The 24,662-nt window shown below is 59.8% G+C and carries 18 protein-coding genes and 2 tRNA genes; 3 read left to right on the top strand and 17 right to left on the bottom strand.

Annotation, left to right across the window (positions count from 1 at the left end):
• Window positions 1–57 precede the first annotated feature (57 nt).
• The 3 genes from ACA066_RS03895 to ptsP are packed head-to-tail and all read right to left on the bottom strand — an operon-like array spanning window position 58 to window position 5,611.
• Window positions 58–1,797: a PTS fructose-like transporter subunit IIB gene (locus tag ACA066_RS03895; RefSeq protein WP_497698197.1), complete on the bottom strand. Its 1,740-nt coding sequence runs from the start codon at window positions 1,795–1,797 to the stop codon at window positions 58–60.
• Between the two features lie 11 nt (window positions 1,798–1,808).
• Window positions 1,809–2,750, bottom strand: a complete 942-nt coding sequence (gene pfkB, locus ACA066_RS03890) for a 1-phosphofructokinase (protein ID WP_497698196.1) — start codon at window positions 2,748–2,750, stop codon at window positions 1,809–1,811.
• Window positions 2,750–5,611 carry a phosphoenolpyruvate--protein phosphotransferase gene (ptsP, locus tag ACA066_RS03885; protein WP_497698195.1) on the bottom strand — a complete coding sequence of 954 codons (2,862 nt, stop codon included), beginning with the start codon at window positions 5,609–5,611 and terminating at the stop codon, window positions 2,750–2,752. The genes pfkB and ptsP overlap by 1 nt, the downstream gene beginning before the upstream one ends.
• 282 nt (window positions 5,612–5,893) lie before the next feature.
• Between ptsP and cra the strand changes: the two genes are divergently transcribed.
• Both cra and ACA066_RS03875 read left to right on the top strand, forming a co-directional pair.
• Window positions 5,894–6,889: a catabolite repressor/activator gene (cra, locus tag ACA066_RS03880; RefSeq protein ID WP_497699803.1), complete on the top strand. Its 996-nt coding sequence runs from the start codon at window positions 5,894–5,896 to the stop codon at window positions 6,887–6,889.
• A 3-nt stretch (window positions 6,890–6,892) separates the two neighbouring features.
• Window positions 6,893–7,669, top strand: a complete 777-nt coding sequence (locus ACA066_RS03875) for a TatD family hydrolase (RefSeq protein WP_497698194.1) — start codon at window positions 6,893–6,895, stop codon at window positions 7,667–7,669.
• A 127-nt stretch (window positions 7,670–7,796) separates the two neighbouring features.
• Here ACA066_RS03875 and ACA066_RS03870 read toward each other — a convergent pair whose 3' ends face one another.
• The 4 genes from ACA066_RS03870 to ACA066_RS03855 form a co-directional block, all read right to left on the bottom strand.
• Window positions 7,797–9,827 carry a methyl-accepting chemotaxis protein gene (locus ACA066_RS03870; protein WP_497698193.1) on the bottom strand — a complete coding sequence of 677 codons (2,031 nt, stop codon included), beginning with the start codon at window positions 9,825–9,827 and terminating at the stop codon, window positions 7,797–7,799.
• Between the two features lie 247 nt (window positions 9,828–10,074).
• Window positions 10,075–10,911, bottom strand: a complete 837-nt coding sequence (gene ampE / locus ACA066_RS03865) for a regulatory signaling modulator protein AmpE (protein ID WP_497698192.1) — start codon at window positions 10,909–10,911, stop codon at window positions 10,075–10,077.
• 12 nt (window positions 10,912–10,923) lie between these two features.
• The gene (gene ampD, locus ACA066_RS03860; RefSeq protein WP_497698191.1) at window positions 10,924–11,481 is read right to left on the bottom strand and encodes a 1,6-anhydro-N-acetylmuramyl-L-alanine amidase AmpD; all 558 of its coding nucleotides are present in this window, start codon (window positions 11,479–11,481) and stop codon (window positions 10,924–10,926) included.
• Window positions 11,482–11,545: 64 nt separating this feature from the next.
• A complete protein-coding gene (locus ACA066_RS03855; protein ID WP_497698190.1) occupies window positions 11,546–13,762 on the bottom strand; it encodes a DUF1631 domain-containing protein in 2,217 nt (738 codons plus the stop codon).
• Between the two features lie 348 nt (window positions 13,763–14,110).
• Here ACA066_RS03855 and nadC point away from each other — a divergent pair, with 348 nt between their 5' ends.
• Window positions 14,111–14,959 (top strand): carboxylating nicotinate-nucleotide diphosphorylase, encoded by an 849-nt coding sequence (gene nadC, locus ACA066_RS03850; protein WP_497698189.1) that lies wholly within the window; start codon window positions 14,111–14,113, stop codon window positions 14,957–14,959.
• A gap of 90 nt (window positions 14,960–15,049) precedes the next feature.
• On the opposite strand, the gene ACA066_RS03845 is transcribed toward nadC, so the two are convergent.
• From ACA066_RS03845 to ACA066_RS03800, 10 genes are all read right to left on the bottom strand, one after another.
• Window positions 15,050–15,355 (bottom strand): DUF6388 family protein, encoded by a 306-nt coding sequence (locus ACA066_RS03845; RefSeq protein ID WP_497698188.1) that lies wholly within the window; start codon window positions 15,353–15,355, stop codon window positions 15,050–15,052.
• 135 nt (window positions 15,356–15,490) lie between these two features.
• A tRNA-Thr gene (locus ACA066_RS03840) sits at window positions 15,491–15,566 on the bottom strand.
• 138 nt (window positions 15,567–15,704) lie between these two features.
• A complete protein-coding gene (gene pnp, locus ACA066_RS03835; protein WP_008005453.1) occupies window positions 15,705–17,810 on the bottom strand; it encodes a polyribonucleotide nucleotidyltransferase in 2,106 nt (701 codons plus the stop codon).
• 195 nt (window positions 17,811–18,005) lie between these two features.
• On the bottom strand, window positions 18,006–18,275 hold the full coding sequence (gene rpsO, locus ACA066_RS03830; protein WP_003176135.1) for a 30S ribosomal protein S15: 270 nt from the start codon (window positions 18,273–18,275) through the stop codon (window positions 18,006–18,008).
• 117 nt (window positions 18,276–18,392) lie between these two features.
• On the bottom strand, window positions 18,393–19,310 hold the full coding sequence (truB, locus tag ACA066_RS03825) for a tRNA pseudouridine(55) synthase TruB (RefSeq protein WP_497698187.1): 918 nt from the start codon (window positions 19,308–19,310) through the stop codon (window positions 18,393–18,395).
• Window positions 19,311–19,313: 3 nt separating this feature from the next.
• The gene (gene rbfA, locus ACA066_RS03820) at window positions 19,314–19,715 is read right to left on the bottom strand and encodes a 30S ribosome-binding factor RbfA (RefSeq protein WP_192309540.1); all 402 of its coding nucleotides are present in this window, start codon (window positions 19,713–19,715) and stop codon (window positions 19,314–19,316) included.
• Window positions 19,716–19,874: 159 nt separating this feature from the next.
• Window positions 19,875–22,403: a translation initiation factor IF-2 gene (infB, locus tag ACA066_RS03815; protein WP_497698186.1), complete on the bottom strand. Its 2,529-nt coding sequence runs from the start codon at window positions 22,401–22,403 to the stop codon at window positions 19,875–19,877.
• 27 nt (window positions 22,404–22,430) lie between these two features.
• Entirely contained in the window at window positions 22,431–23,912 is a 1,482-nt protein-coding gene (gene nusA, locus ACA066_RS03810; RefSeq protein ID WP_007900474.1) for a transcription termination factor NusA, read from the bottom strand.
• Between the two features lie 47 nt (window positions 23,913–23,959).
• Window positions 23,960–24,418, bottom strand: a complete 459-nt coding sequence (gene rimP / locus ACA066_RS03805; RefSeq protein WP_010463487.1) for a ribosome maturation factor RimP — start codon at window positions 24,416–24,418, stop codon at window positions 23,960–23,962.
• A 138-nt stretch (window positions 24,419–24,556) separates the two neighbouring features.
• Window positions 24,557–24,633: transfer RNA gene (locus tag ACA066_RS03800), tRNA-Met, on the bottom strand.
• Between the last annotated feature and the right edge of the window lie 29 nt (window positions 24,634–24,662).

The following is a 24,662-nucleotide window of genomic DNA, read 5'->3' as shown; positions in this document are numbered from 1 at the left end:
AAACGGTAACTGTCACATCGCCATCGCGAGCAAGCTCGGCTCCTACAGGGTTTTGCGTCAGGCGCTGACGGGCTCTATTGCCAGCTCAACGACTTCCGGTCGCTTGACCACCGCATAAACCACCGCCGTCAGCAAACTCCCGGCCACAATCGCCAGCAAATAAAGCAGCGCATGGTTGATCGCATTCGGGATCGCCAACACGAACAACCCGCCGTGCGGCGCCATCAGTTTGCAGCCGAAGTACATCGACAACGCACCGGTCAGCGCGCCGCCGGCAATGCTCGCCGGAATCACCCGCAGCGGGTCTTTTGCGGCAAACGGAATGGCGCCTTCGGAGATGAAGCACAGCCCCAGCACCAACGCCGCTTTCCCGGCCTCGCGCTCAGCCTGGGCGAACTTGCGTCGGGCAATGAACGTGGCGATTCCCAGACCAATCGGCGGCACCATGCCGGCCGCCATGGTCGCCGCCATCGGTGCATAACTTTGCGACGCCAGCAGCCCCACCGAGAAGGCATACGCCGCCTTGTTGATCGGCCCGCCAAGGTCGACGCACATCATCCCGCCCAACAACACTCCCAGCAGAATCGCGTTGGTGGTGCCCATGCTGTCGAGGAAGTGCGTGAGCCCGGCGAGCATCCCGGCCACCGGTTTGCCGACCACGTAGATCATCACCAGACCGGTGAACAGACTTGCCAGCAACGGGATGATCAGGATCGGCTTCAGCGCTTCGAGGCTTTGCGGCAAACGCGCATACCGATTGATCGCCTGCGCCGCGTAACCGGCGATGAAACCGGCAATGATCCCACCGATGAAACCGGCACCCAACGTGCTCGCCAGCAGACCACCGATCATCCCCGGCGCAAGGCCCGGGCGATCGGCGATCGAGTAGGCGATGTAACCCGCCAGCAGTGGCACCATCAGCTTGAACGCAGTCTCGCCACCGATCTGCATCAGCGCGGCGGCAAGTGTGCCTTCCTCCTTGAACGCGGTGATGCCGAAGACGAACGACAACGCGATCATCAGACCGCCCGCCACCACCATCGGCAACATGAACGACACGCCGGTCAGCAGGTGTTTGTAGACGCCAGTCTTCTCTTGCCTGGCCGGACCTTTGGCGCCGGTCGCAGCACTTTCCTGCTTGCCTTCGGCCAGTGCTTTATTCAGCGTCGCTTCGGCTTGCTTCAACGCGATACCAGTGCCGCAACGGTAGATTTTCTTGCCGGCAAAACGCTCGGTGGCGACTTCGATATCGCAGGCCAGCAACACCACGTCCGCGTCGGCAATCGCCGCCGCGCTCAGCGGATTGCGCGCGCCGACCGAGCCCTGGGTTTCGATCTGCAGGTCATACCCCAAACGTTTCGCCGCTTGCTGCAAAGCCTCAGCGGCCATGAAGGTATGAGCGACGCCGGTCGGGCACGCCGTGATCGCGACCAGGCGCGGGGCGTTTTTAACGAAGGCGACTGGCTCGGCCACGGCTTCGGGGGCGACGTAAACCTGAGCCTCTTCAGCACCGCGTCGCAGCACCGCTTCCACATCTTGCAGGGCTTGCGCCGGGGTGCTTTGGAACACGCGTTTGCCGACGAATCGTGACATGTCCACCGGCGCGCTGGTCACCAGCAACACCCACTCGGCAGCCTCGATCGTGGCCGCCGACAACTGGCGTTCCGGGTGCGCCGCATCCACCACTTCGACGCTGGTGCTCCAGCCCTGCCGCTGCGCCGCGGCATCGAGCAAACGGGCGCACAGCACACTGGTGACCATGCCGTTCGGACAGGCCGTAACAATGGCTAACTTCATGACAAACCCTCTTATTGTTCTGTCAGGGGACGCACGCGCACACCCTGTTCAAGCCGCGCCAATTGAGCCGCATCGCCGATTCCGAAACCGATCTGGGTCACCGCCATCGCGGCAATCGCCGTGGCGGTGCGCAGGGTCTGTTCCGGCGTGTCGGCGCTGAGCAGACCGTGAAGCATGCCGGCCAGTAGTGAATCCCCCGCGCCCACTGTGCTGGCGACGCTAACCTTGGGTGGCGTGGCATGCATCGCCGAGCCGACACTGAACCAGTTCACGCCATCGGCACCGTGGGAAATCACCACGTGCTCGATGCCTTGCGCATGCAAGCGGCTCGCAGCTTCGGCTTGAGCCGCGACCGAAATCACTTCGCAACCGAGCACTTCGGCCAGTTCTTCGGTGTTCGGTTTGATCAGCCACGGGCCGGCCTTTAGCGCCGCCCGCAACGCTTCGCCGCTGGTGTCCAGCGCGACGTTCAAGCCAAGATTTTTCAAGCGCACGATCAGCGCCTGCAACCACTCGGGACTGATGCCTTGAGGCAGGCTGCCGGCAACGACAACCGCATCATGACCGGGCGCAATCTGATCGAGGCGATCAAGCAACGCCTGCTGCGCCGCCTCGCTGACCATCGGCCCCGGGCCGTTGATGTCAGTGATGCGCCCATCACTTTCCGCCAGTTTGATATTGCTGCGGGTTTCGCCGGGGACGCGGATAAACGCGTCGACAAAACCGCGTTTGGCAAACAGGGTTTCGAACGCTTGGAGATTGTCTTCGCCGAGGAAACCGCTAACGGTGAGCTGATGCCCAAGGTCCGCCAGCACCTGCGCCACGTTCACGCCTTTACCGGCGGCGTGGGTGTGCATCTCGTCGCTGCGATTGACCTGACCGGGTTCAAGGCGCGCTAACTGCACCGTCAGGTCCAGCGCCGGGTTGAGGGTCAGGGTCAGGATCTTGGCCATTACAGGGCCTCCACTAATGCGCGTACTTCATTCGCGCTGCCGACGGCCAGGGCCTGTTGGGCAAGGGTTTGAGTCTGGGTCAGGCTGAGTTCGCGGATGCGCGCCTTGACCTCGGCAATGCTGCGGCCCGACACGCTCAACTCGTCCACGCCGAGACCGACCAGCACCGGCACCGCCAGCGGATCGGCCGCCAGCTCGCCGCACACGCCGACCCATTTGCCATGGGCATGGGCCGCGCGCACGGTGATGTCGATCAGTTGCAGCACCGCCGGGTGCAAGCCGTCAGCCTGGGCGGACAAGGTCGGATGACCACGGTCGATGGCCAGGGTGTATTGAGTGAGGTCGTTGGTACCGACGCTGAAGAAGTCGACCTCTTTGGCCAGCACCGGCGCCAGCAATGCCGCCGAAGGCACCTCGATCATGATCCCCAGTTGCAGGTCTGCAACCGGGATTTCCAGACGCAGTCGTTCGGTCATGTCCCGCGCCTGACGCCACTCATCGACGCTGCCAACCATCGGAAACATGATGCGCAGCGGGCGGTTGTCGGCGGCACGCAGCAGGGCGCGCAATTGCGCCTCCATGATGTGCGGACGCTGCAAGGTCAGGCGAATGCCGCGCACGCCGAGGAAGGGGTTTTCTTCTTTCGCAATCGGCCAATACGGCAGCGGCTTGTCACCACCGACGTCGAGGGTGCGCACCACCAGCGGCCGACCGGCGAGGCCATCGAGCACACGACGGTATTCGACTTCTTGAGTTGCTTCGTCGGGCGCCTGCGAGTGGGCCATGAAAATCAGCTCGGTGCGCAGCAAGCCGATGCCTTCGGCGCCCTGCTCCACTGCGCTGGTGACGCCAGCGCTTTCACCGATGTTGGCGAACACTTCCACCGCGTGACCGTCGGTAGTCAGTGCCGGTTGATGACGTTGTTCGGCAGCCGCTTTCAAGCGTTGCTCGCGGGTGTCACGCTCTTCGGTGGCGCGCAGCAAGGTCGCCGCATCGGCGTCTACATGCAAGCGACCGCGCTGGCCATCGAGCAGTAACGGCGTACCCGGCGCCAGCAGCAACACCGCCGCACCTGCACCGACCAACGCCGGAATACCGAGCGCGCGGGCGACGATGGCGCTGTGCGCGGTAGCGCCGCCACGGGCGGTGAGAATGCCGGCGACGCGGGTTGGATCGAGACGCGCCACGTCGGAAGGACCGACTTCGTCCATCACCAGAATGTACGGTTGATCGGGTTCGCTCGGGGTTTCGACGCCGCTCAGTTGCCCCAGCACTCGTCTGCCGATATCACGCAAATCTGCCGCGCGCTCAGCGAGCAAGGCATCCTGCAGCGATTCCTGTTGTTTCGCCGCCGCGTCGATCACCGCCATCCATGCCGCTTCAGCGCTTTCGCCCTGCTTGAGGCGAGTCTCGACTTCATCGGTCAATTCCGGGTCGTCGAGCATTTCCTGGTGGGTGATGAAAATCTCGCGGATGGCTTTGGACTTGCTGCGCTCGATCAAGCCTTCGATGTCGCGACGCACATCTGCCAGTGCTTGCTTGAGACGCTCGCGCTCAATGGCGGCGGACTCACCGCGCAGCGGGTATTCGATGGTTTGCAGCACTTGGATATGCGCTGGGCCGATGGCAATGCCCGGCGCTGCCGGGATGGCTTGAACCACGCTACCGGACGCCGGTGCGAGCAGCACTTCGGCCACGTCCGTAATCACTTCGCGCTGCTGGCTCACGGCAGGCAATGGCTCGACTTCTTCACCGAGCCCTTCTTCAATCGCGACCAGCAAGGCTGGCAAGGCGTCGGCGGCAATGCTCGGCTCGGCGATAAATTCGAGCACCTGACCGCGACGGGCGCCGAGGCTGAGCAACTTGCTCAAACTCTTCACCGACACCGCGCTGTCCTGTCCGTCGACAATGCGTACGCGAATCTCGCCTTCAAAACTCTTCGCCAGTTGCGCGAGGATTTTCGCCGGGCGTGCGTGCAAACCGTGGGCGTTGGCCAAAGCAATGCGCGCGCTCGGCCAGTCCGCCGGCAGTTCGCCGCCGAGCACTTCGAGGACTTTGCGGCTGCTGGTGGCGCGGCCCAGTTCATGGCCACGGCCTTCGATCAGCAGCGCGCAAAGGCGTTCGAGCAAGGCCTGATGCGCCTCGCCGAGACTGGCCAGACAGAACAGGCCACTCAGCGGCTGACCAAGATAACGCATCGGTTTATCCGGGGTGACGAACGCCAGGCCCGGGCGTTTGACCGTCTGTTCGCTGTGCAACCACCACAAGCCATCGCCGAGTGGCAGCGCTTCGACCTGTTGCAACACGGCGGAGAAACCATTGCTCACACAATCTGCCTGGCGCAGCAAACGGGCACCGCGCCAGACCAGTTCTTCGAAGTCATCGGCCGACACACCCAGGCCGATCATCTGTGCATCCAGCGCCAGCTCCTGCGGCGCGCCTTGCAGCAGTTTCAGCAACGCTTCGGCGGAACTGGCGCGACGCAGGGCCTGGCCCAGATCGGTTTCGCCGAGGGCGCGGGTCAGCAGTTGCAGGAGTCGCAAGTGTTCATCGGATTTTGCGGCGATGCCGATCGCCAGGTAAACAATCTGACCGTCGCCCCAATCCACGCCTTCGGGAAACTGCATCAGCCGCACGCCGGTGGAAAACACCTGATCGCGGGTTTCCGGCGTACCGTGGGGGATGGCAATACCTTGACCGAGAAAGGTCGAGCCCTGGGTTTCGCGTGCTTGCAAACCGGCGAGATAACCATCCGCCACCAGGCCATCGGCGACCAGATGTTGTGCCAGCAGATGCAACGCTGCGGACTTGTCCACGGCCGACTGGCCCATGGAAATCTGCTCTATCGTGAGCTCGAGCATGCTTTCTCCTTTTTGGCACCTTGAGGTGCCAGGTATTGTTTTGAATGAGTCAGCTTAGGCGCTTAATCATCACTTTTGGCGGTTTCACGGCAGAACCGGCCAAATGCACCTGAAACGTAGAAAATACGCTTGCTGAAACGTTTAATCTAGAATGATTGGCACGTTACTCGATAATGTCCCATCCTTGAAGTCCAACTTGTCGGATTGGCTGCGACAATAGTTGCCTGCCTGAATCGGGTAGGATTGGCGAAAATGTCGGCCGACAAACAAGGAAAACCCGAGTTGAAACTCAGTGATATCGCCCAACTGGCCGGTGTGTCCGTGACCACCGCCAGTTATGTCATCAATGGCAAGGCCGAACAGCAACGCATCAGCAGTGCCACCGTCGAGCGCGTGCGCGCGGTCGTCGAGCAGCATGGCTTTACGCCCAACCCCCAGGCGGCCGGGCTGCGCAGTCGGCACACCCGCACCCTGGGCTTCATTTTGCCGGACCTGGAAAACCCCAGTTACGCGCGAATCGCCAAACTGCTGGAGCAAGGTGCCCGGGCCCGCGGTTATCAGTTGCTGATCGCCAGCTCCGACGATGCGCCGGATAGTGAACGGCAATTGCTGCAACTGTTCCGCGCCCGGCGTTGCGACGCGTTGATCGTCGCCAGTTGCCTGCCGACCGGTGACGACAGTTACCGTCAGTTGCAAGCCAAGGGTATCCCGATCATCGCCATCGACCGGGTCATGGAGCCTGAGCATTTCTGCTCGGTGATCAGCGATGATCGCGAAGCCAGCCTGCAATTGACGCGCAGCCTGCTCGACCCGCTGCCCAAGCAGATCGCCCTGATCGGCGCACGCCCTGAACTGAGCATCAGCCAGGAGCGGGCAGCAGGGTTCAAGGAAGCGCTGGCCGGGTTCAAAGGCGAGATCCTGATCGAACACGGCGAATCGTTCAGCCGCGAATGCGGCAGGCAGTTGATGGAAGAAATGCTCCAGCGCCTGGGTCATTTGCCGGATGCGTTGGTGACCACGTCCTACGTGTTGCTTCAGGGCGTATTCGACGCGCTGCACGACTTCCCGATGAAAACCCGCCCGCTGCGCCTCGGCACATTCGGAGATACGCAGCTGCTGGACTTTCTGCCACTGCCGGTCAACGCCATGGCCCAGCAGCACCAGTTGATCGCCGACAAAGCGCTGCAACTGGCCCTCGCCGCCATCGAGCAGTCCGATTACCAGCCCGGCGTGCAAGCCATCGCGCGGACCTTCAAGCAGCGTATTCGCCAGGACTGAACCGTGGAGCTGATCGACACCCACACTCATCTGGACTTTCCGGACTTCGACGAGGATCGTCAGGCGCTGCTCGCCCAGAGCCGCGCCCTCGGCGTGCGGCGGATGGTGGTGCTGGGGGTTTATCAGGCCAATTGGCAGCGAGTCTGGGATTTGGTGCTGAGCGATCCCGATCTGCACGCGGCGTTCGGTTTGCACCCGGTTTATCTGGATGATCACCGGCCTGAAGACTTGCACGAACTGGGTGACTGGCTGACCCGTCTGGCCGGTCACCGCCAGCTGTGTGCGGTGGGCGAGATCGGCCTGGATTACTTCATCGAAACCCTCGACCGTGAGCGCCAGCAGGCCCTGTTCGACGCGCAACTGCGACTGGCGGCGGACTTCAATCTACCGGCGCTGATTCACGTGCGACGCAGCCATGCGGCGGTGATTGCCACGCTCAAGCGCTTCAAGTTGAAACGCGCGGGCATCATTCACGCCTTCGCCGGCAGCAAGGAAGAGGCCCGCGAGTACATCAAGCTCGGCTTCAAGCTGGGTCTTGGCGGCGCGGCGACCTGGCCGCAGGCCTTGCGCATGCACCGCGTGTTGGCTGAGTTGCCGCTGGAGTCGGTGGTCCTGGAAACCGACTCACCGGACATGGCGCCCGCGATGTTCCCCGGTCTGCGAAATAGCCCGGCGCATCTGCCGGCGATCTGTTCGGCGCTGGCTGAAATCATGGCGGTCAGCCCGGAACGATTGGCCGCCGTCAGCACGACCAATGCGTGTGAAGTGTTCAACTGGTAATACGGCCCTCCTGTAGGAGCGAGCTTGCTCGCGAAAAACGTTCAAACGACGCGTTCATCCAGACAACACGAGTCATCGTTGACGTCCATCGCGAGCAAGCTCGCTCCTACAAGGAAGCGGTGCGGCTTCAAACCCGGAACGCGCTGATCAATTGTTTCAGCTCCACCACCTGAGCCGACAACGCCCGACTGGCATCCTCGGTCTGGTGCGCGCCTTCGGCGGTGCGCTCGCCGGCACGGTTGATCTCGACGATGTTCTGGTCGATGTCGTGCGCCACGGCGGTCTGTTGTTCTACGGCGGCGGCGATCTGCTGGTTCTGGTCGACGATCATTCCCACCGCCCCAAGGATATTTTCCAGCGCCTGCTGGACCTTTTCCGACTGCCCCACCGTGCCATTGGCCATTTGATGGCTGGTGCCCATGGCTTTCACCGCTGCGCCGACACCACTGTGCAGTTTGGCAATCATCTGCTCGATTTCTTCAGTGGATTGCTGGGTGCGTTTGGCCAGGGTCCGGACCTCGTCCGCCACCACCGCGAAACCTCGGCCTTGCTCGCCCGCCCTGGCCGCTTCGATGGCCGCGTTGAGCGCCAGCAGGTTGGTCTGCTCGGCGATGCTCTTGATCACCTCCAGCACGCGACTGATGGACTGGCTGTCGCTGGCCAGTTGATTGATCACCAGGACTGACTGATCGATCTCGCTCGCGAGGGCAGCAATGCTCCCCTGTTGCGACTCCACCAGACCGCGCCCACTGATGGTCTCGTCGTTGACACTGTGGGCACTGTTGACCGCCGCCGCAGCACTGCGGGCCACCTCCAGTGACGTGGCCGACATCTGATTCATGGCCGTGGCGACCTGTTCGATCTGCGTGCGCTGCCCCGCGACGGCCTGGTTACTCTGGGCCGACACATTCTCGACCTGACCGGCCTGACGCTCGACTTCACCGACGGTGTGGCCGACACGCTCGATCAAGTCATGGATTTTCTTCACGGTGCCGTTGAACACCTCGCCCAACTCACCCAGCTCATCACGGCTGTTGGCGTTGAAGGTCACGGTCATGTCACCGGCTGCCACCTTGTCCATCATCGCGCCAAGACGCTTGAGGGTGGTGCGGGTCGAGGCGTAGAAGCCGCCGTAGAGGTAGAAGATCAACACAAATACCACCGACAGCGCGACGGCCTGCAGGACCATGTGCGTACGGTTCTGAGTCAGTCGCTGTTGCAACTGGGTATCGAGGAATTTCAGGGTGGCTTCGTTGAGTTGGTAAGTCTGGTCCATCAGGCCGGTGACCTGATCGTAGAAGGCCTGCCACGGCGCATCGAGGGTGTCTGCCATCACCACTTGTTCTTCGAACAGTTCACTGGCTTTTTTCAGCGTCGCCTTACTGCTCTCGGCCTGGGCGGTCAGGGTTTCACGCGCCGCTTTGCTTGAGCCCAGCGCGTCCTGCAATTTCAGGCCGTACTCGGCCTGCAGCTTTTCGATCTGCGCCAGCAACTCATCGAAACGGGTGCTCGAAGAAGAATTCAGGAACCCTTGCCCCAGAGAGTAAGAGCCCATTGCCCGGCCATCGCCCAATGTCTGAGTGACGGGCGGCGTGACGTTGGTGATGAGTTCAGTGAGTTGACGCATGTCGCTCTGGCTGTCACGGCTCAAACCTGCCTGACTGGCGATGATCTGGCTGAAAATCTGTGCATTGCCGAGCAACTTGCCGATCAGCGCACTTTTGCTTTGCAGGGAGTTTTCTGCTTGCTGGGCCTTGAACGCGGTGATCATTTCATCGCGTTTGCCATCAAAAACCGTGATTTGTTCTGGATCGGTGGTCATCGCCGCCAGCCCTTGCAGGCGGGCCAAAACGCTTTGTTCCAGGGCACTGATCTTGGACTCGACATTTCCTGCCTTGCCGGACTGGCCAAGGGTGACGTTGATCTGCACCAGATTGTTCAGGGTTTCCAGGTCGCGTCGCAAGGTCAGGCTGCTGCCCAGCAGGTCGAGGCTCTGCAGTTCGACCTGAGTGCCCTGGAATTCACGATAGGAATCGCGCACCAGGTAAAAGTTGGTCACCAGCATCGGCACCAGGAACAGAACGCTGATCAGGCTGAACTTCATGCCGAAGCTCAGGCGATTCATTAGCGCGACGGCGGGATAGAGCAAGCTCTTCACTGGAAGTCTCCCTTTGCATTCTTATTTTTATTGGCAGGCACAGACAGACAGCAGATAGCCACTATTCAGTGCTATCTCTGTATAGCTTAAATCGGCGGGAGGTTTTGTAACTTAAGGTTAACGTGAGAGAGGGCACGGTCCTTGTAGGAGCAGAGCTTGCTCGCGAAGACGGTGTGTCAGGCAACTTAACTGTTGAATGACACACCGTCTTCGCGAGCAAGCTCTGCTCCTACAGAGGTCGGTGTACTTAGGGAAGGACGGTCCACAGCGCAAAACCGGCGTACCAGAGCACCGCCGCTCGCAGCAGCAATTCCCAGATCCGGTCGAGACTGTTGATGCCGTCCGGCCCGACCACCGGCGCAGGAATTTCACCGGCCACCAGCCCGACCTTCTCGATCAACTGGGCGGCGCTGATGTTCCAGTTCAGCAGTTCGTGCAGCATCACCCGGCTGACCGCGACAAAGTTGCCGACCAACGCGAAGCTGGCCGCCAGCAGACGCACCGGCACCCAATCGAACGCGTGGCGTAATTGTGCGGCGCGCTCGACGACAGCGAGGTTCTGCCCGTGTTCTTCGGCAAGTGCCAGCAGTCGATAGCTCAACGCCGCCACCGGGCCCAACAGGAAGTACCAGAAAATCACCGCAAAAAAGCTCTGGTAGGCCTCCCAGAGCAGATGCCCTTCCACCCGCTCCAGCAGTTGTTCGCCGCTGTCGGCGCAAATATCCAGGTCGCGCTGTGCCACGTGAGCGGCGGCCTGCAGGTCTTCCCGGCGCCAGGCATCGCGAAACGGCCCGAGACCGGCCAGCAGATCGCCGCGACCCAGGCTGTAGATGACCACCAGCAAATGCACCGGCAACGCCAACAGTCCGTAAGCCACCGGCTCCAGAACCACCAGTAGCAAGCCCAGCAGCGCCACCGGCAGCAACACCAGAATCACCAACATCAACCACGGACGGTTGGCCAGACGCGGGCTGACTTCAAGCTTGTGAAGCTCGCGTACCCAGCCACCGTCACGTTGAATCCGATGGCGCAGGGCCGAGAATTTCTCGATCCACACCGCCAACAGCAACACCAGAAAACTCATTCTTGTTCCTCTTTAGCCAGGGCGGCGCGCCAAGGCGGTGCGATAACGAGCCCAGTCGAACGCCGGCCCCGGATCGGTCTTGCGCCCCGGCGCGATGTCGCTATGTCCGCAGATGCGCTGTGCGGTGATGGCCGTGAAAGTGCTTTGCAGCTGCAAGGTCAGGGCCGTCAACGCCTCATATTGAGCGTCGGTGAACGGTAGGTCATCCGTGCCTTCGAGCTCGATGCCCAAGGAAAAGTCGTTACAGATTTCCCGACCGTCGAAACACGACACGCCAGCATGCCAGGCGCGCTCAAGACATGAGACAAACTGAGTGACAGTGCCGTCACGCTCAATCAGAAAGTGCGCGGACACCCGCAGGTCAGCGATCCCTTCAAAGTAGGGATGCTCTGTGACATCCAGCCGATTCTGGAAAAATTCCTGCACCTTGCCGGTGGCGAACTGCGCCGGCGGCAGACTGATGTTGTGGATCACCAGCAGGGAAATTTCGCCCGTGGGGCGCGCATTGAAGTTGGGTGACGGACATACATTCACGCCCTGACACCAACCGCTCGCGGGGTCCAACTGCATACAGGTTCCTTCAACGTCGACTGTGTTGGCGCCCAGTATGCCGCGATAGCCCCCCGGCGCGCGATCACTTGCCGCGATTGAGACGCCGCAGGTTGCCGATTACCGACTCCAGCGCCCGGTCGAAGAGCAAGGTGTCGTCCAGGGTTCGCACCGCGCCACGGCGAAAATCCAGGGCCAGGCCGGTACGGCTGCGTTCCAGTACTTTCATCCCGGTGCGGTCGACGAAAATGTAGTTGCCCGTGGCCTCGATGATCGCAGCCAGCTTGCAGCGCAGGTTGTGATCCTCGTCCTCCTGAAATTCGACCCAGCAACCCACGTGCAGTTGATCGACCTGAATCAGGCCCGCTTCATCCGTCGGCAAGCGCACCGAGGTCGACACCACCGCCCCTTCGTCGGCGGTGCACAGGACGATTTCTTCCTGCACTTGCACCATCACCGGCGCATCGGCTTCGCGGGTGGATGCAGGTGTCTGATCCGGGCGCTCGAACAGCTGAACGTGCAGGCTTTCCAGTTCACTGAAAAACTCCCCGGTGGCGAACGGATCGAACGCCGAACTGCTCAACCCGTCACGCAAGGACTTGAGCAACCCCGGCACCAGTGCCAACAGGCGCAGGCTGGCGTCAGGTTCGTCATGATGCTGCACGCTCCAGACCAGTTGTTCCATGGTTTGCACATCGGCATGCCATTCGGCCGACTGATCGCCGTGCTTGAGGCAGGTCAGCAACAGCACCTGGCTCCAGGCCTCCTGGACAAACGCCACCACCCGCTGCGGCAGAATCTTGTCCAACAGGACCTGGTTTAGCGCCCGTTCGACGCGCTGACGGGCCATTTCGGTTTTGGCGCGACCTTCTTCAGCGTCGCGGGTGCGTTGTTCCAGCAGCTCGCTGCGACGACGTTCATCGCTGGTGAACGCGAGAAAATCCGCCAACAGTTCGGAAAAAATGGCTGGATCGTCGACAAAATCGTTCAACAAACGCTGAACCACTTGCTCGATACGCAGGTACAGACTGTCGCGCTGATGATCATCGCATTCGCCCCACCCCATGGCCGCAGCGGCGATTTCGTTGAGCAGACGGCGGGCCGGATGACTGCTGCGACTGAAGAAACTCTTGTCGAGCACGGCCACTTTGAGCATCGGGATCTGCAAGCGGCCAATCAGCGCCTTGAGAGAATCCGGCAGGTTGCGGTCATCGAGGATGCATTCGAACAGCATGGCGATCAGGTTAATCACGTCTTCATCGGCCACACCAACGACGCGCGACTTACCGCTTTTGACGCTGACCCGGGTCAGCAATTGTTCAAGCTGGTTGCGCAGGTCGAAATCGTCCTGGGCGGCTGGCACCGGCACGTATTGCTGCAAATGCGAGAGCAGGCGCAGCAGGTCGCGGGTGGAAATCGGCTGCGCCGTGGCACTGACTTCCAGCGTCGGCGCGACACTGCCGCGTACGTGGAACAGCAGCTCCTGCAGCGCCGCGAAAACCTCTTGCACGCCGTCGTCGATCTGCATGCTACCGGGGTGGATACCGGCTTCGGCGGGCTCGGCATGGACACTGGCCTCCGCCCGATCGGTCGCACGCCGCGTCGGCGCGGGCTTGAGGTCAGGCAATATGCCGGTGGCGATCAGCAGTTGATTGGCTTCGGTATAGAGCTGGTCGGTGTCGCTGAGTACGTAGCGCTCGAAGAGCTTCAGGATGATCAGCTTGACCTTGATTTCCACCCCGAGATTACACCCGGCCTGCATGAAGTAATCACACAGCATCGCCGGGCCCAGCGGGTTGTGCTGAGCCACCAGCTTCTTGCCCAGCAACATGCTGAGCCGAGCGGTCAGTTGATCGAGACCGAAACCGTCACGGCTCAGCACCTTGTTGACCATGGCCTCCACCGCCACGCTGCGCTCCAGGTCATCGCCGGACTGCGCAGCCGAGGTGTCGAAGGGCAGTGTCCGGGGCAAGGCAGACCTGGCAGTGTCGTTCCGGGTGAGCCCGACAAACGCCTCGAGGAATTGTTCGAGAAACACCCGTTCGATACTTTTGCGCTTGAGGCGCAAGTCGCGCATGGCTTCGAAAAAGAGGTTCTGCTCGACATCGTCTCGGGCGCGGTCAGCCATTTCGAACAGCGTGTCGTCGGCGTTATCGAACAGCTCCTGCAAACCGTGCCTGAGCTGTAGCGCAGCCTTGTCGCGAACCTGAAGCAGAATCACAGGCACACGGGCGAGCGGCGAAGGTGTCGCCTGATCGGTAGTTGCCTTGTGCAAAGGCACTACATTCCCGTCGTTGTGCATCCTGGCCTCCTGAAACGGTGATGCGTCGGTAGATCGGTGCGCCGGCCTCACAACCGCGCTCAACGGCGGACACTGCCCAACCGCTGTCATTCAATAATCCGGGACACAAATTACGTCAAAGCTATGACGTCAAACGAAAGGCGCATTATCTTGCAAAAGATGTCCCGTGTGCCAGCGGACTCTGAGCTTCTTACTGAAATAGACGTTTCAGATTGACCGCCGCTTAACGCCAATTGCTCGGGCAAATCGACCAAATGCAGGTTTCAGAGCGACCGGAAGGTCTCTCACGCCTTGGGTTGCTCCGCGCCATGGCCCTATAATCGGGCCACTTTGTTTGTGGAGTCCGTTATGCCGAATCTACGTCTCGCCGATTTGACCGCCGAAATCGAAGCCAACGTGCGCCGTGCGTTGCTCGAAGACATCGGCAGCGGCGACATCACCGCGCAGCTGATCCCGGCCGAACGCCTGGCCAAAGCCACCATCATCACCCGCGACGCCGCTGTCATCGCCGGCACCGCCTGGGTCGATGCCGTGTTCCGGCAACTGGACCCGCGAGTGGCCGTGCATTGGCAGGTGCGCGATGGCGAACGGGTGAAGCCCAATCAGGCACTGTTCCACCTCGAAGGCCCCGCGCGCTCGCTGCTGACAGGCGAACGCTGCGCACTGAATTTCCTGCAATTGCTGTCCGGCGTGGCCACGCGCGCGCAATACCTGGCGGATTTCGTTGGCGAAACGCAGGTGAAGCTGCTCGATACCCGTAAAACCCTGCCGGGGCTGCGTCTGGCGCAAAAGTATGCAGTGACCTGCGGCGGCTGCCACAACCACCGCATCGGTTTGTACGACGCCTTCCTGATCAAGGAAAACCACATCGCCGCCTGCGGGGGCATCCCTGAAGCGATCAACGCCGCGCACAAGATCGCCCCGGGCAAACCGGTAGAGATCGAAGTGGAAAGCCTGGCGGAGCTGAAAGAAGCCCTGGCAGCCGGTGCCGATATCATCATGCTCGACGAGTTGAGCCTGGATGACATGCGCGAAGCCGTGCGCCTGAATGGCGGCAAGGCAAAACTGGAGGCCAGCGGCGGCATCAACGAAAGCACGTTGCTGCCGATCGCCGAAACGGGGGTGGATTACATTTCGATTGGCGCGATGACCAAGGATGTGAAGGCTGTCGATCTGTCGATGCGACTCAGTCTCTGAGGAGCTGCAAGCCATAAGCTACAAGCTACAAGCTACAAGCGGTCTCGCTTTGCCTGTAGCTTGCGGCTTGAAGCTTGAAGCTTGTCGCTGTCAAACGACTAGATTGTTCATCTCGCAGTACTCTTCCCACTCGACGCCCAATACCTCGGCCGCCTCCTTGTGCAGCGCCAGGCGCGCCGCCTCGAATTCTTCCGGGCTCGAGGTGTACTTGAGCGTCAGTTCCCACGGCTGCAAGCCCTGGGCTTCCGCCTCATCCTCGAACGCCCACTGAATCTGGTCTTTCTGATCGTCGGCGGGCAGGTCCTTGATCTCATCGGCTAGCTGGGGCGAATCAAGCAAGTACTTCTTCAGTGCTTCTTCGTGCCTGGCTTCCTGGGTCAATTCTTTAACGGTCATGTCGTTCTCGCTGATCGGGGGAATGGAAGATGGATCTGGATCATCAAGGATCTCTCTGACGCAGAAAAACGGTGTGAAGCGCGGTTTTTCTGGCCTTCAGAACCATTCGTGGATCATTTGAAAACAAAGTGTCGCTGGTGCCCGAGACAGGAATTGAACCTGCGACCTTCGCGTTACGAGTGCGCTGCTCTACCAACTGAGCTACACGGGCGGTGGGCTAAACCTAGCACTGACTTTCAGGTCAGGCAACTTAGCGATTTGTCTCAATTTCATGCAGACAAAAAAATGCCCCGCAGTTTTCACTGCGGGGCATTTTTTATAACGTTGAAGCGGTCAGGCGTAGGGGTAATTAAACGCCCGAAGCCTTGGCTGCTGCGACGTCTTTGATGGACAGCTTGATACGGCCGCGGTTGTCCACGTCCAGTACCAGAACTTCCACTTCCTGACCTTCTTTCAGGATGTCGGTCACTTTCTCAACGCGAGCGTCGCTCAGCATCGAGATGTGAACCAGACCGTCCTTGCCCGGCAGGATGTTGACGAATGCGCCGAAGTCGACGATGCGCTCAACCTTGCCGACGTAGATCTTGCCGATTTCAGCTTCAGCGGTGATGCCCAGTACGCGCTGACGTGCTGCTTCAGCCGCTTCCTTCGTTTCGCCGAAGATCTTGATCGAGCCGTCGTCTTCGATGTCGATCGAAGCCTTGGTCTCTTCACAGATCGCACGAATGGTCGCGCCGCCTTTACCGATGACATCACGGATTTTGTCGGTGTCGATTTTCATCGCGATCATGGTCGGAGCGTTTTCCGACAGTTCGGTACGCGACTGGCCAATGATCTGGTTCATCTGACCGAGGATGTTCAGGCGCGCTTCCAGGGCTTGGCCCAGAGCGATCTCCATGATTTCTTCGGTGATGCCTTTGATCTTGATGTCCATCTGCAGCGCGGTCACACCTTTGGCGGTACCGGCTACTTTGAAGTCCATGTCGCCCAGGTGGTCTTCGTCACCCAGGATGTCGGTCAGGACGGCGAATTTCTCGCCTTCTTTAACCAGACCCATGGCGATACCGGCAACCGGTGCCTTCATCGGAACGCCGGCGTCCATCAGAGCCAGGGAAGCGCCGCAGACCGAAGCCATGGAGCTCGAACCGTTGGACTCGGTGATTTCCGACACCACACGGATGGTGTACGGGAACACGTCGGCAGCAGGCAGCATGGCCTGAACCGAACGACGGGCCAGACGGCCGTGACCGATTTCGCGACGGCCAGCGCCACCCATGCGACCACACTCACCTACCGAGAACGGAGGGAAGTTGTAGTGCAGCATGAACGGGTCTTTTTTCTCGCCTTCCAGGGTGTCCAGCAGCTGTGCGTCACGGGCGGTGCCCAGTGTTGCAACAACCAGAGCCTGGGTTTCACCACGGGTGAACAGTGCCGAACCGTGGGTCTTTGGCAGAACACCGACTTCGATGTTCAAAGGACGTACGGTCTTGGTGTCGCGGCCGTCGATACGTGGCTTGCCGTTAACGATGTTTTCGCGAACGGTGCGGTATTCGATTTCGCCGAAAGCGGCTTTGACTTCAGCGGAAGTCGGCTGACCTTCTTCGCCGGACAGCTTGGCAACCACCTGGTCTTTCAGTTCGCCCAGACGAGCGTAACGGTCGGCCTTGATGGTGATGGTGTAAGCCTGGGAGATCGCGTCGCCGAACTCGGCACGGATAGCGCCCAGCAGAGCGGTGGCTTCTGGCTGTGGAGCCCAGGTCCAGGTCGGCTTGGCAGCTTCAGCGGCCAGTTCTTTGACAGCGTTGATCACAACCTGGAACTCGTCGTGAGCAAACAGTACCGCGCCCAGCATCTGGTCTTCGGTCAGCTCTTTGGCTTCCGATTCAACCATCAGAACGGCTTCCGAAGTACCGGCAACGACCATGTCCAGGCTCGATGCTTTCAGTTGTTCGTAAGTCGGGTTCAGCAGGTAGCCGGTGCTTTCGTGGAACGCAACGCGGGCAGCGCCGATCGGGCCATCGAAAGGAATGCCGGAGATGGCCAGCGCAGCCGAGGTACCGATCATCGCAGCGATGTCCGGATCGGTCTTCTTGCTGGTCGAAACGACGGTGCAGACAACCTGCACTTCGTTCATGAAGCCTTCCGGGAACAGCGGACGGATCGGACGGTCGATCAGTCGGGAAGTCAGGGTTTCTTTCTCGGAAGGACGGCCTTCGCGCTTGAAGAAACCGCCAGGGATCTTACCGGCAGCGTAAGTCTTTTCCTGGTAGTGAACGGACAGAGGGAAGAAGCCCTTGCCTGGATCGGCTTGTTTGGCACCGACTACGGTCACCAATACGCTGACGTCGTCGTCAACGGTGACCAATACTGCGCCGGAGGCCTGACGCGCGATGCGGCCAGTCTCGAGGGTAACGGTCGACTGACCGAACTGGAATTTTTTGATTACCGGGTTCACGGTGTCCTACCTTCTTTTGTGGCTCTTGGGGAACTTGTCTTCTTGCGAAATTCTTGGGCAATGTCGGGAATCGGCCCAACGCCTGTCCAGGGTAAAACGTGTATCCAGATAAAACTTGAGGCTGGGAGCCTGCCATGCGCCAGCGGGAAACCCACTGACGTACGACAGACAACCAACCTCTAGCGCAATCGCTTATTAGCGACGCAGACCCAGGCGACCGATCAGAGCCTGGTAACGGCCCAGATCCTTGCCTTTCAGGTAGTCCAGCAGCTTACGGCGCTGGTTTACCATGCGGATCAGACCACGACGGGAGTGGTGATCTTTACCGTTGGCCTTGAAGTGACCTTGCAGTTTGTTGATGTTGTGGGTCAGCAGTGCAACTTGCACTTCTGGCGAACCAGTGTCACCAACAGCTTGCTGGTAGTCAGCAACGATTTGAGCTTTTTCTTGAACGTCGAGAGCCATGAGGCAATCCTTTTATCAGGAAACTGTTTCAGAAAAACAGCTTCAACAGGCCAGGGACAAATCCCTGTATCTAAAAATGAGTAGTGACCGTGCCTGTTGACAGCCACCCTCGTCCGGTCATTCTGACCGAATCAGTCGACGCGGCGCGATGCGCCCGTCTTCGCTCACTTCACCGATACCGATGAAGCGACCGTTGTGATCCTGTACCCGTACCATGCCGAACTTCGGTGCATCCGGGGCTCGTACCGGTTGGCCGTTGAGCCAGTAGAACGAGCTGTGCTCCGAGAATTGCAACAGTGGCCAATCCAGCAGGCCGCTGTCCGATGGCATGAGGAAGCGATCGACCGCTTCGTTGCCGCCTTCGGCATGTACCGCTTCCAGCTCTTCAAGCGTGACCGTCTGCGCCAGTGTGAAAGGCCCGGCCTGGGTACGTCGCAATTCAGCAACGTACGCGCCACAACCGAGTTGCTCACCAATATCCTCCACCAGGGTGCGGATATAGGTGCCTTTGCTGCAATCCACCACAAGCCGCGCAGTATCACCTTCAAAGGCCAGCAATTCCAAGCGCGCAATAGTAACAGAACGCGGTTCGCGCTCCACTACTTCGCCTGCACGTGCCAGCTTGTACAGCGGCTGGCCATCACGCTTGAGCGCCGAGTACATCGGTGGTATCTGACTGATTTGCCCACGAAATTTCGGCAGTACCGCTTCGACATCGGATCGACCAACGGTCACCGGGCGTTCCTGCAAAACTTCACCTTCGGCATCCGCCGTGGTGGTGGTTTTGCCCAGTTGCGCCAGGGTTTCGTAACCCTTGTCGGAATCGAGCAGGTATTGCGAGAACTTGGTGGCCTCACCGAAGCACAACGGCAACACGCCGGTGGCCAGCGGATCGAGACTGCCGGTGTGCCCGGCCTTCTCGGCGTTCAGCAACCAGCGGACCTTCTGCAACGCCGCGTTGGAGGTGAACCCCAGCGGTTTGTCGAGCAGGATGATGCCGCTGACGTTACGACGGATACGTTTGACCTGAGCCACCGATTACTCCTTGGTGTCTTCGGCTTCTGCCGCAACCGGGTGCTGACTGTCTTCAGCCACCGCACGCTCGATCAGTGCCGACAGGTGCGCACCACGCACGACGCTTTCGTCGTAGTGGAAGTGCAGCTGCGGAACGCTGCGCAACTTCATTTCGCGGGCCAGCTGCATGCGCAGGAAACCGGCGGCGGAGTTGAGCACCTTGATGCTTTGCGCGATGTCTTCGGCGTTGTCCTGGCCCATCACGGTGATGAAGATCTTGGCGTGACCGACGTCACGGCTGACTTCAACAGCGGTAATGGTGACCAGGCCAACGCGCGGGTCTTTGACTTCACGACGGATCAGCTGTGCCAGCTCACGCTGCATCTGATCGCCGATACGTTGGGTACGGCTGTATTCTTTTGCCATGTCTTGTTACCTGTTACTGCCCCACGGTGAAACCCGAAGGGTCTGAAAGCGGCAAACGCCCGGCCTGACAAAAGCCAGACCGGGCGTTGCGTTTAGAGTCCAGACGCTGTGCCGCGCATCTGCATGCGGCGGCTCGGCGTGGCCCTTGAAGTGCGCGAGTTAGAGGCTGCGAGCAACCTGAACCTTCTCGAAGACTTCGATCTTGTCACCGACTTTGACGTCGTTGTAGCTCTTCACGCCGATACCGCATTCCATGCCGGCACGTACTTCGGAAGCGTCATCCTTGAAGCGGCGCAGGGATTCCAGCTCGCCTTCGAAGATAACGATGTCTTCACGCAGTACACGGATTGGACGGTTACGGTGAACAACACCTTCGATAACCATGCAACCGGCGATCGCGCCAAACTTCGGCGAACGGAACACGTCACGGACTTCAGCGGTACCCAGGATGTTCTCGCGAACATCGCTGCCCAGCATACCGGTGAGGGCTTTCTTGACGTCTTCGATGATGTCGTAGATCACGTTGTAGTAACGCATATCCAGACCTTCCTGCTCGACGATCTTGCGAGCGCCGGCATCGGCACGCACGTTGAAGCCGAACAGTACAGCGTTGGAGGCCAGTGCCAGGTTGGCGTCGGACTCGGTGATACCACCGACACCGCCACCGACAACACGCACTTGCACTTCGTCGTTACCCAGGCCGTTCAAGGCACCGTTCAACGCTTCCAGCGAACCACGGACGTCGGATTTGAGGACGATGTTGAGCGTCTTCTTCTCTTCCTGGCCCATGTTCTCGAAGATGTTTTCAAGCTTGCCGGCGTGAGCACGGGCCAGTTTGACTTCGCGGAACTTGCCTTGACGGAACAGAGCCACTTCACGGGCTTTCTTCTCGTCGGCAACCACGCTCATCTCGTCGCCAGCGTCCGGGGTACCGTCCAGGCCGAGGATCTCGACAGGGATGGAAGGACCGGCTTCTTTGATTGGCTTGCCGTTCTCGTCGAGCATGGCACGTACACGGCCATAGTTAGAACCGACCAGCACCATGTCGCCTTGGCGCAGGGTACCGTCTTGAACCAGAACGGTTGCAACCGGGCCACGACCTTTGTCGAGACGCGATTCAACCACAACGCCACGGCCTGGAGCCGATGGAGTCGCTTTCAGTTCCAGAACTTCGGCTTGCAGCAGAACAGCTTCGAGCAACTCGTCCACGCCAGTACCGACTTTCGCCGAAACCGATACGAACGGGGTGTCGCCGCCCCACTCTTCCGAGGTCACGCCGTGAACCGACAGTTCGCTGCGGATGCGATCGAGATCGGCGCCCGGCTTGTCGATTTTGTTCACAGCTACAACCAGCGGAACACCGGCAGCCTTCGCGTGCTGAACAGCTTCAACGGTCTGCGGCATAACGCCGTCGTCCGCTGCAACCACCAGGATCACGATGTCGGTCGCCTTGGCACCACGAGCACGCATTGCGGTAAACGCGGCGTGACCCGGGGTGTCGAGGAAGGTGACCATGCCGCGTTCGGTTTCAACGTGGTACGCGCCGATGTGCTGGGTGATACCGCCGGCTTCGCCTGCAGCTACCTTGGCACGACGGATGTAGTCGAGCAGCGAGGTCTTACCGTGGTCAACGTGGCCCATTACGGTCACGACCGGAGCACGGGAGAACGCTTCACCTTCAAACTTCAGGGACTCGGCCAGGGAATCTTCCAGGGCGGTGTCGCTGACCAGGGTCACTTTGTGGCCCAGCTCTTCAGCAACCAGTTGGGCAGTTTCCTGGTCCAGTACCTGGTTGATGGTCGCTGGAGTACCCAGTTTGAACATGAACTTGATGATTTCAGCCGCCTTGACCGACATCTGCTGGGCGAGATCGCCAACAGTGATGGTCTCGCCGATCTTCACTTCGCGCACTACAGGGCCGGTTGGGCTCTGGAAACCGTGAGCGTTGCGTTTCTTCAGCTTGGCCTTGCCGCGACCACCACGACGGAAGCCATCGCTTTCTTCGTCGGTAGTGCGTGGCGCAACACGTGGAGCAGGCGCCTTTTCCTTGACCGAAGCACGATGCGGAGCGTTTTTGCGCTCGCCATCACCACTGCCACGACGATTGTTATCGTCGGCACGTGGTTTGTCCGGACGGCGCTGTTCGTTCTGCTTGTTGCGAACGTCAGCAGACGGAGCAGGCGCAGCGGCAACAACCGGTGCGCTTTCACGTACGGGTTCGGCAACTGCAACCGGCGCTGCAACGGCGTCGTTGGAAGCGGTTTGCGCAGCAGCAGGCTGGCGACGCGCTTCTTCTTCGGCGCGACGCTTGGCTTCTTCTTCAGCCTTCTGACGAGCAGCATTATCTACTGCGCGACGTTCTTCCAGTTCGCGTTTGCGCTCGGCTTCGATTTCTTCCGGGCTGCGCTGTACGAAAACTTTCTTTTTACGGACTTCAACACTGATGCTTTTGCTGCCAGCAACACGCAGGGTGCTGGTGGTTTTACGCTGCAGTGTGATCTTGCGTGGTTCTTCCACTTTCGCCTTGTGGCTGCTTTTCAAGTGAGTCAGCAAAGATTGCTTCTCACTGTCAGTCACATGTTCTTCGGCGGCGGTGTGCGGCAGACCTGCCTCACGCATCTGCTGCAACAGGCGCTCTACCGGTGTTTTGACCTCATCGGCCAGTTGTTTCACCGTGACTTGCGTCATGCACTTCTCTCCTCAGGCCGCGCCTAATTACTCGAACCAGTGGGCTCGGGCGGCCATGATCAACTTGCCGGCACGATCATCGTCAATGCCGTCGATGTCGAGCAGGTCGTCAATAGACTGCTCGGCCAGGTCTTCGCGGGTAATTACGCCGCGCACCGCCAGTTCCATCGCCAAATCCTTGTCCATACCCTCAAGCGAGAGCAGGTCTTCGGCCGGATGGGCGTCTGCCAGCTTTTCCTCAGTAGCGATGGCTTTGGTCAACAAACGATCCTTGGCACGAGCGCGAAGCTCGTTGACGGTTTCTTCGTCAAAGCCGTCGATGTTGAGCATTTCTTCCAACGGTACGTAGGCAATCTCTTCCAGGCTGGTGAAGCCTTCATCTACCAGCACCTGTGCCAGGTCTTCGTCGACTTCCAGCTCGTCGATGAAGTTGCGCAGGATGTCGCCGGTTTCTGCTTGCTGCTTAGCCTGGATGTCCGATTCGGTCATCACGTTCAGGGTCCAGCCAGTCAATTGGCTGGCCAGACGCACGTTCTGACCACCGCGACCGATGGCCTGAGCCAGATTGTCTGCGCCAACGGCGATGTCCATTGCATGGGCATCTTCGTCAACGATAATTGCCGCCACTTCAGCCGGCGACATTGCATTGATCACGAACTGAGCCGGGTTGTCGTCCCACAGGACGATGTCCACACGCTCACCGCCCAACTCACCTGACACTGCCTGGACGCGCGAACCGCGCATACCGATGCAAGCGCCTTGCGGGTCGATGCGTTTGTCCTTGGAGCGGACCGCGATCTTGGCGCGCGAACCCGGGTCACGGGAGGCAGCCATTACTTCGATCAAGCCTTCAGCGATTTCCGGAACTTCGATGCGGAACAACTCGATCAGCATTTCCGGCGCGGTACGCGACAGGATCAACTGCGGGCCGCGGTTCTCGGTGCGGATTTCCTTGAGCAGTGCACGCAGGCGCACACCAACCCGGAAGGTTTCGCGAGAGATGATGTCTTCACGAGCCAGCAACGCTTCGGCGTTGTTGCCCAGGTCGACGATCACGTTGTCGCGGGTCACTTTCTTCACGGTGCCGGAGATAATTTCCCCCAGGCGCTCGCGATAGGCGTCAACGACTTGAGCACGCTCGGCTTCGCGAACTTTCTGCACAATGACTTGCTTGGCAGTCTGTGCAGCGATACGGCCGAACTCGATGGATTCGATTTTTTCTTCGACTACATCGCCAACCTTGGCGCCAGGATGCGTTTCGGCAACCTTGCTCGGCCAGGTTTCGATGGCCGGATCGTCCAGGTCTGCTTCTTCGACAACCGTCCAGCGACGGAATGTCTCGTAAGCACCGGTGTGGCGATTGATTTCCACACGTAGATCGACTTCGTCCTCAAACCGCTTTTTGGTAGCGGTGGCCAGAGCCAGCTCCAGCGCTTCAAAAATTACGTTTGCCGGTACGCCCTTTTCATTGGATACCGACTCAACAACCAGCAGTACTTCTTTGCTCATCGTACGCCTCGCCTTTCGCAAGCCATTGGATCCGCGGGATCCGCGTCTCAGTCAAAACTGGGAATAATGTTGGCCTTGTCGATCATATCGATCGGCAACAGGAATTCATGGTCTTCTACCTGCACCACGACGTCCTGCTCTTCTACACCGCGCAGAAGGCCCTGAAAGTTGCGTCGTCCTTCAAAAGGCGAGCGCAGCTTGATCTTCACTTGTTCACCGGCAAATTTTGCAAACTGCTCAATAGTGAACAGTGGGCGTTCCATGCCAGGCGAGGAAACTTCAAGGGTGTATTCAACGGCGATTGGATCTTCAACATCCAGGACACCGCTGATCTGACGGCTGACGATGGCGCAATCGTCCACCAGCACGCCGCCTTCTTTATCAATATAAACGCGCAACATTGAGTGGCGACCTTGAGCCGAGAACTCAATACCCCAGCATTCATAGCCTAGGGCCACGACCACCGGGGCCAACAAGGCCTGCAACTCTTCTAGCTTGCTCGACACCTGAACCCCCTCGTGCATGTATGTGCATGCTATGCAAAATAAAAAAATGGGCGAAACGCCCATCCTTGAAACGCCGTCGAACAGCGGCGTAGAAAGTATCCAGCTAACAAAAAGCCCCTTAAAAGGGGCTCCTTAAACTGGTTGCGGGGGCCGGATTTGAACCGACGACCTTCGGGTTATGAGCCCGACGAGCTACCAGACTGCTCCACCCCGCGACAAAGCTGGGGGCGGAAGTATACGACCG

The sequence above is a fragment of the Pseudomonas sp. LBUM1651 genome (assembly GCF_059716135.1).
The sequence above is the reverse complement of the archived record's forward strand: the minus strand, read 5'-3'. Positions and strand labels throughout refer to the sequence as shown.

Excerpts from the sequence above, each read along its gene's own strand:
- ACA066_RS03895 (WP_497698197.1), bottom strand. The coding sequence starts at position 1,797 with ATGAAGTTAGCCATTGTTACGGCCTGTCCGAACGGCATGGTCACCAGT.
- pfkB (WP_497698196.1), bottom strand. The coding sequence starts at position 2,750 with ATGGCCAAGATCCTGACCCTGACCCTCAACCCGGCGCTGGACCTGACG.
- ptsP (WP_497698195.1), bottom strand. The coding sequence starts at position 5,611 with ATGCTCGAGCTCACGATAGAGCAGATTTCCATGGGCCAGTCGGCCGTG.
- ampE (WP_497698192.1), bottom strand. The coding sequence starts at position 10,911 with ATGAGTTTTCTGGTGTTGCTGTTGGCGGTGTGGATCGAGAAATTCTCG.
- ampD (WP_497698191.1), bottom strand. The coding sequence starts at position 11,481 with ATGCAGTTGGACCCCGCGAGCGGTTGGTGTCAGGGCGTGAATGTATGT.
- ACA066_RS03855 (WP_497698190.1), bottom strand. The coding sequence starts at position 13,762 with ATGCACAACGACGGGAATGTAGTGCCTTTGCACAAGGCAACTACCGAT.
- nadC (WP_497698189.1), top strand. The coding sequence starts at position 14,111 with ATGCCGAATCTACGTCTCGCCGATTTGACCGCCGAAATCGAAGCCAAC.
- ACA066_RS03845 (WP_497698188.1), bottom strand. The coding sequence starts at position 15,355 with ATGACCGTTAAAGAATTGACCCAGGAAGCCAGGCACGAAGAAGCACTG.
- rpsO (WP_003176135.1), bottom strand. The coding sequence starts at position 18,275 with ATGGCTCTCGACGTTCAAGAAAAAGCTCAAATCGTTGCTGACTACCAG.
- rbfA (WP_192309540.1), bottom strand. The coding sequence starts at position 19,715 with ATGGCAAAAGAATACAGCCGTACCCAACGTATCGGCGATCAGATGCAG.
- infB (WP_497698186.1), bottom strand. The coding sequence starts at position 22,403 with ATGACGCAAGTCACGGTGAAACAACTGGCCGATGAGGTCAAAACACCG.
- nusA (WP_007900474.1), bottom strand. The coding sequence starts at position 23,912 with ATGAGCAAAGAAGTACTGCTGGTTGTTGAGTCGGTATCCAATGAAAAG.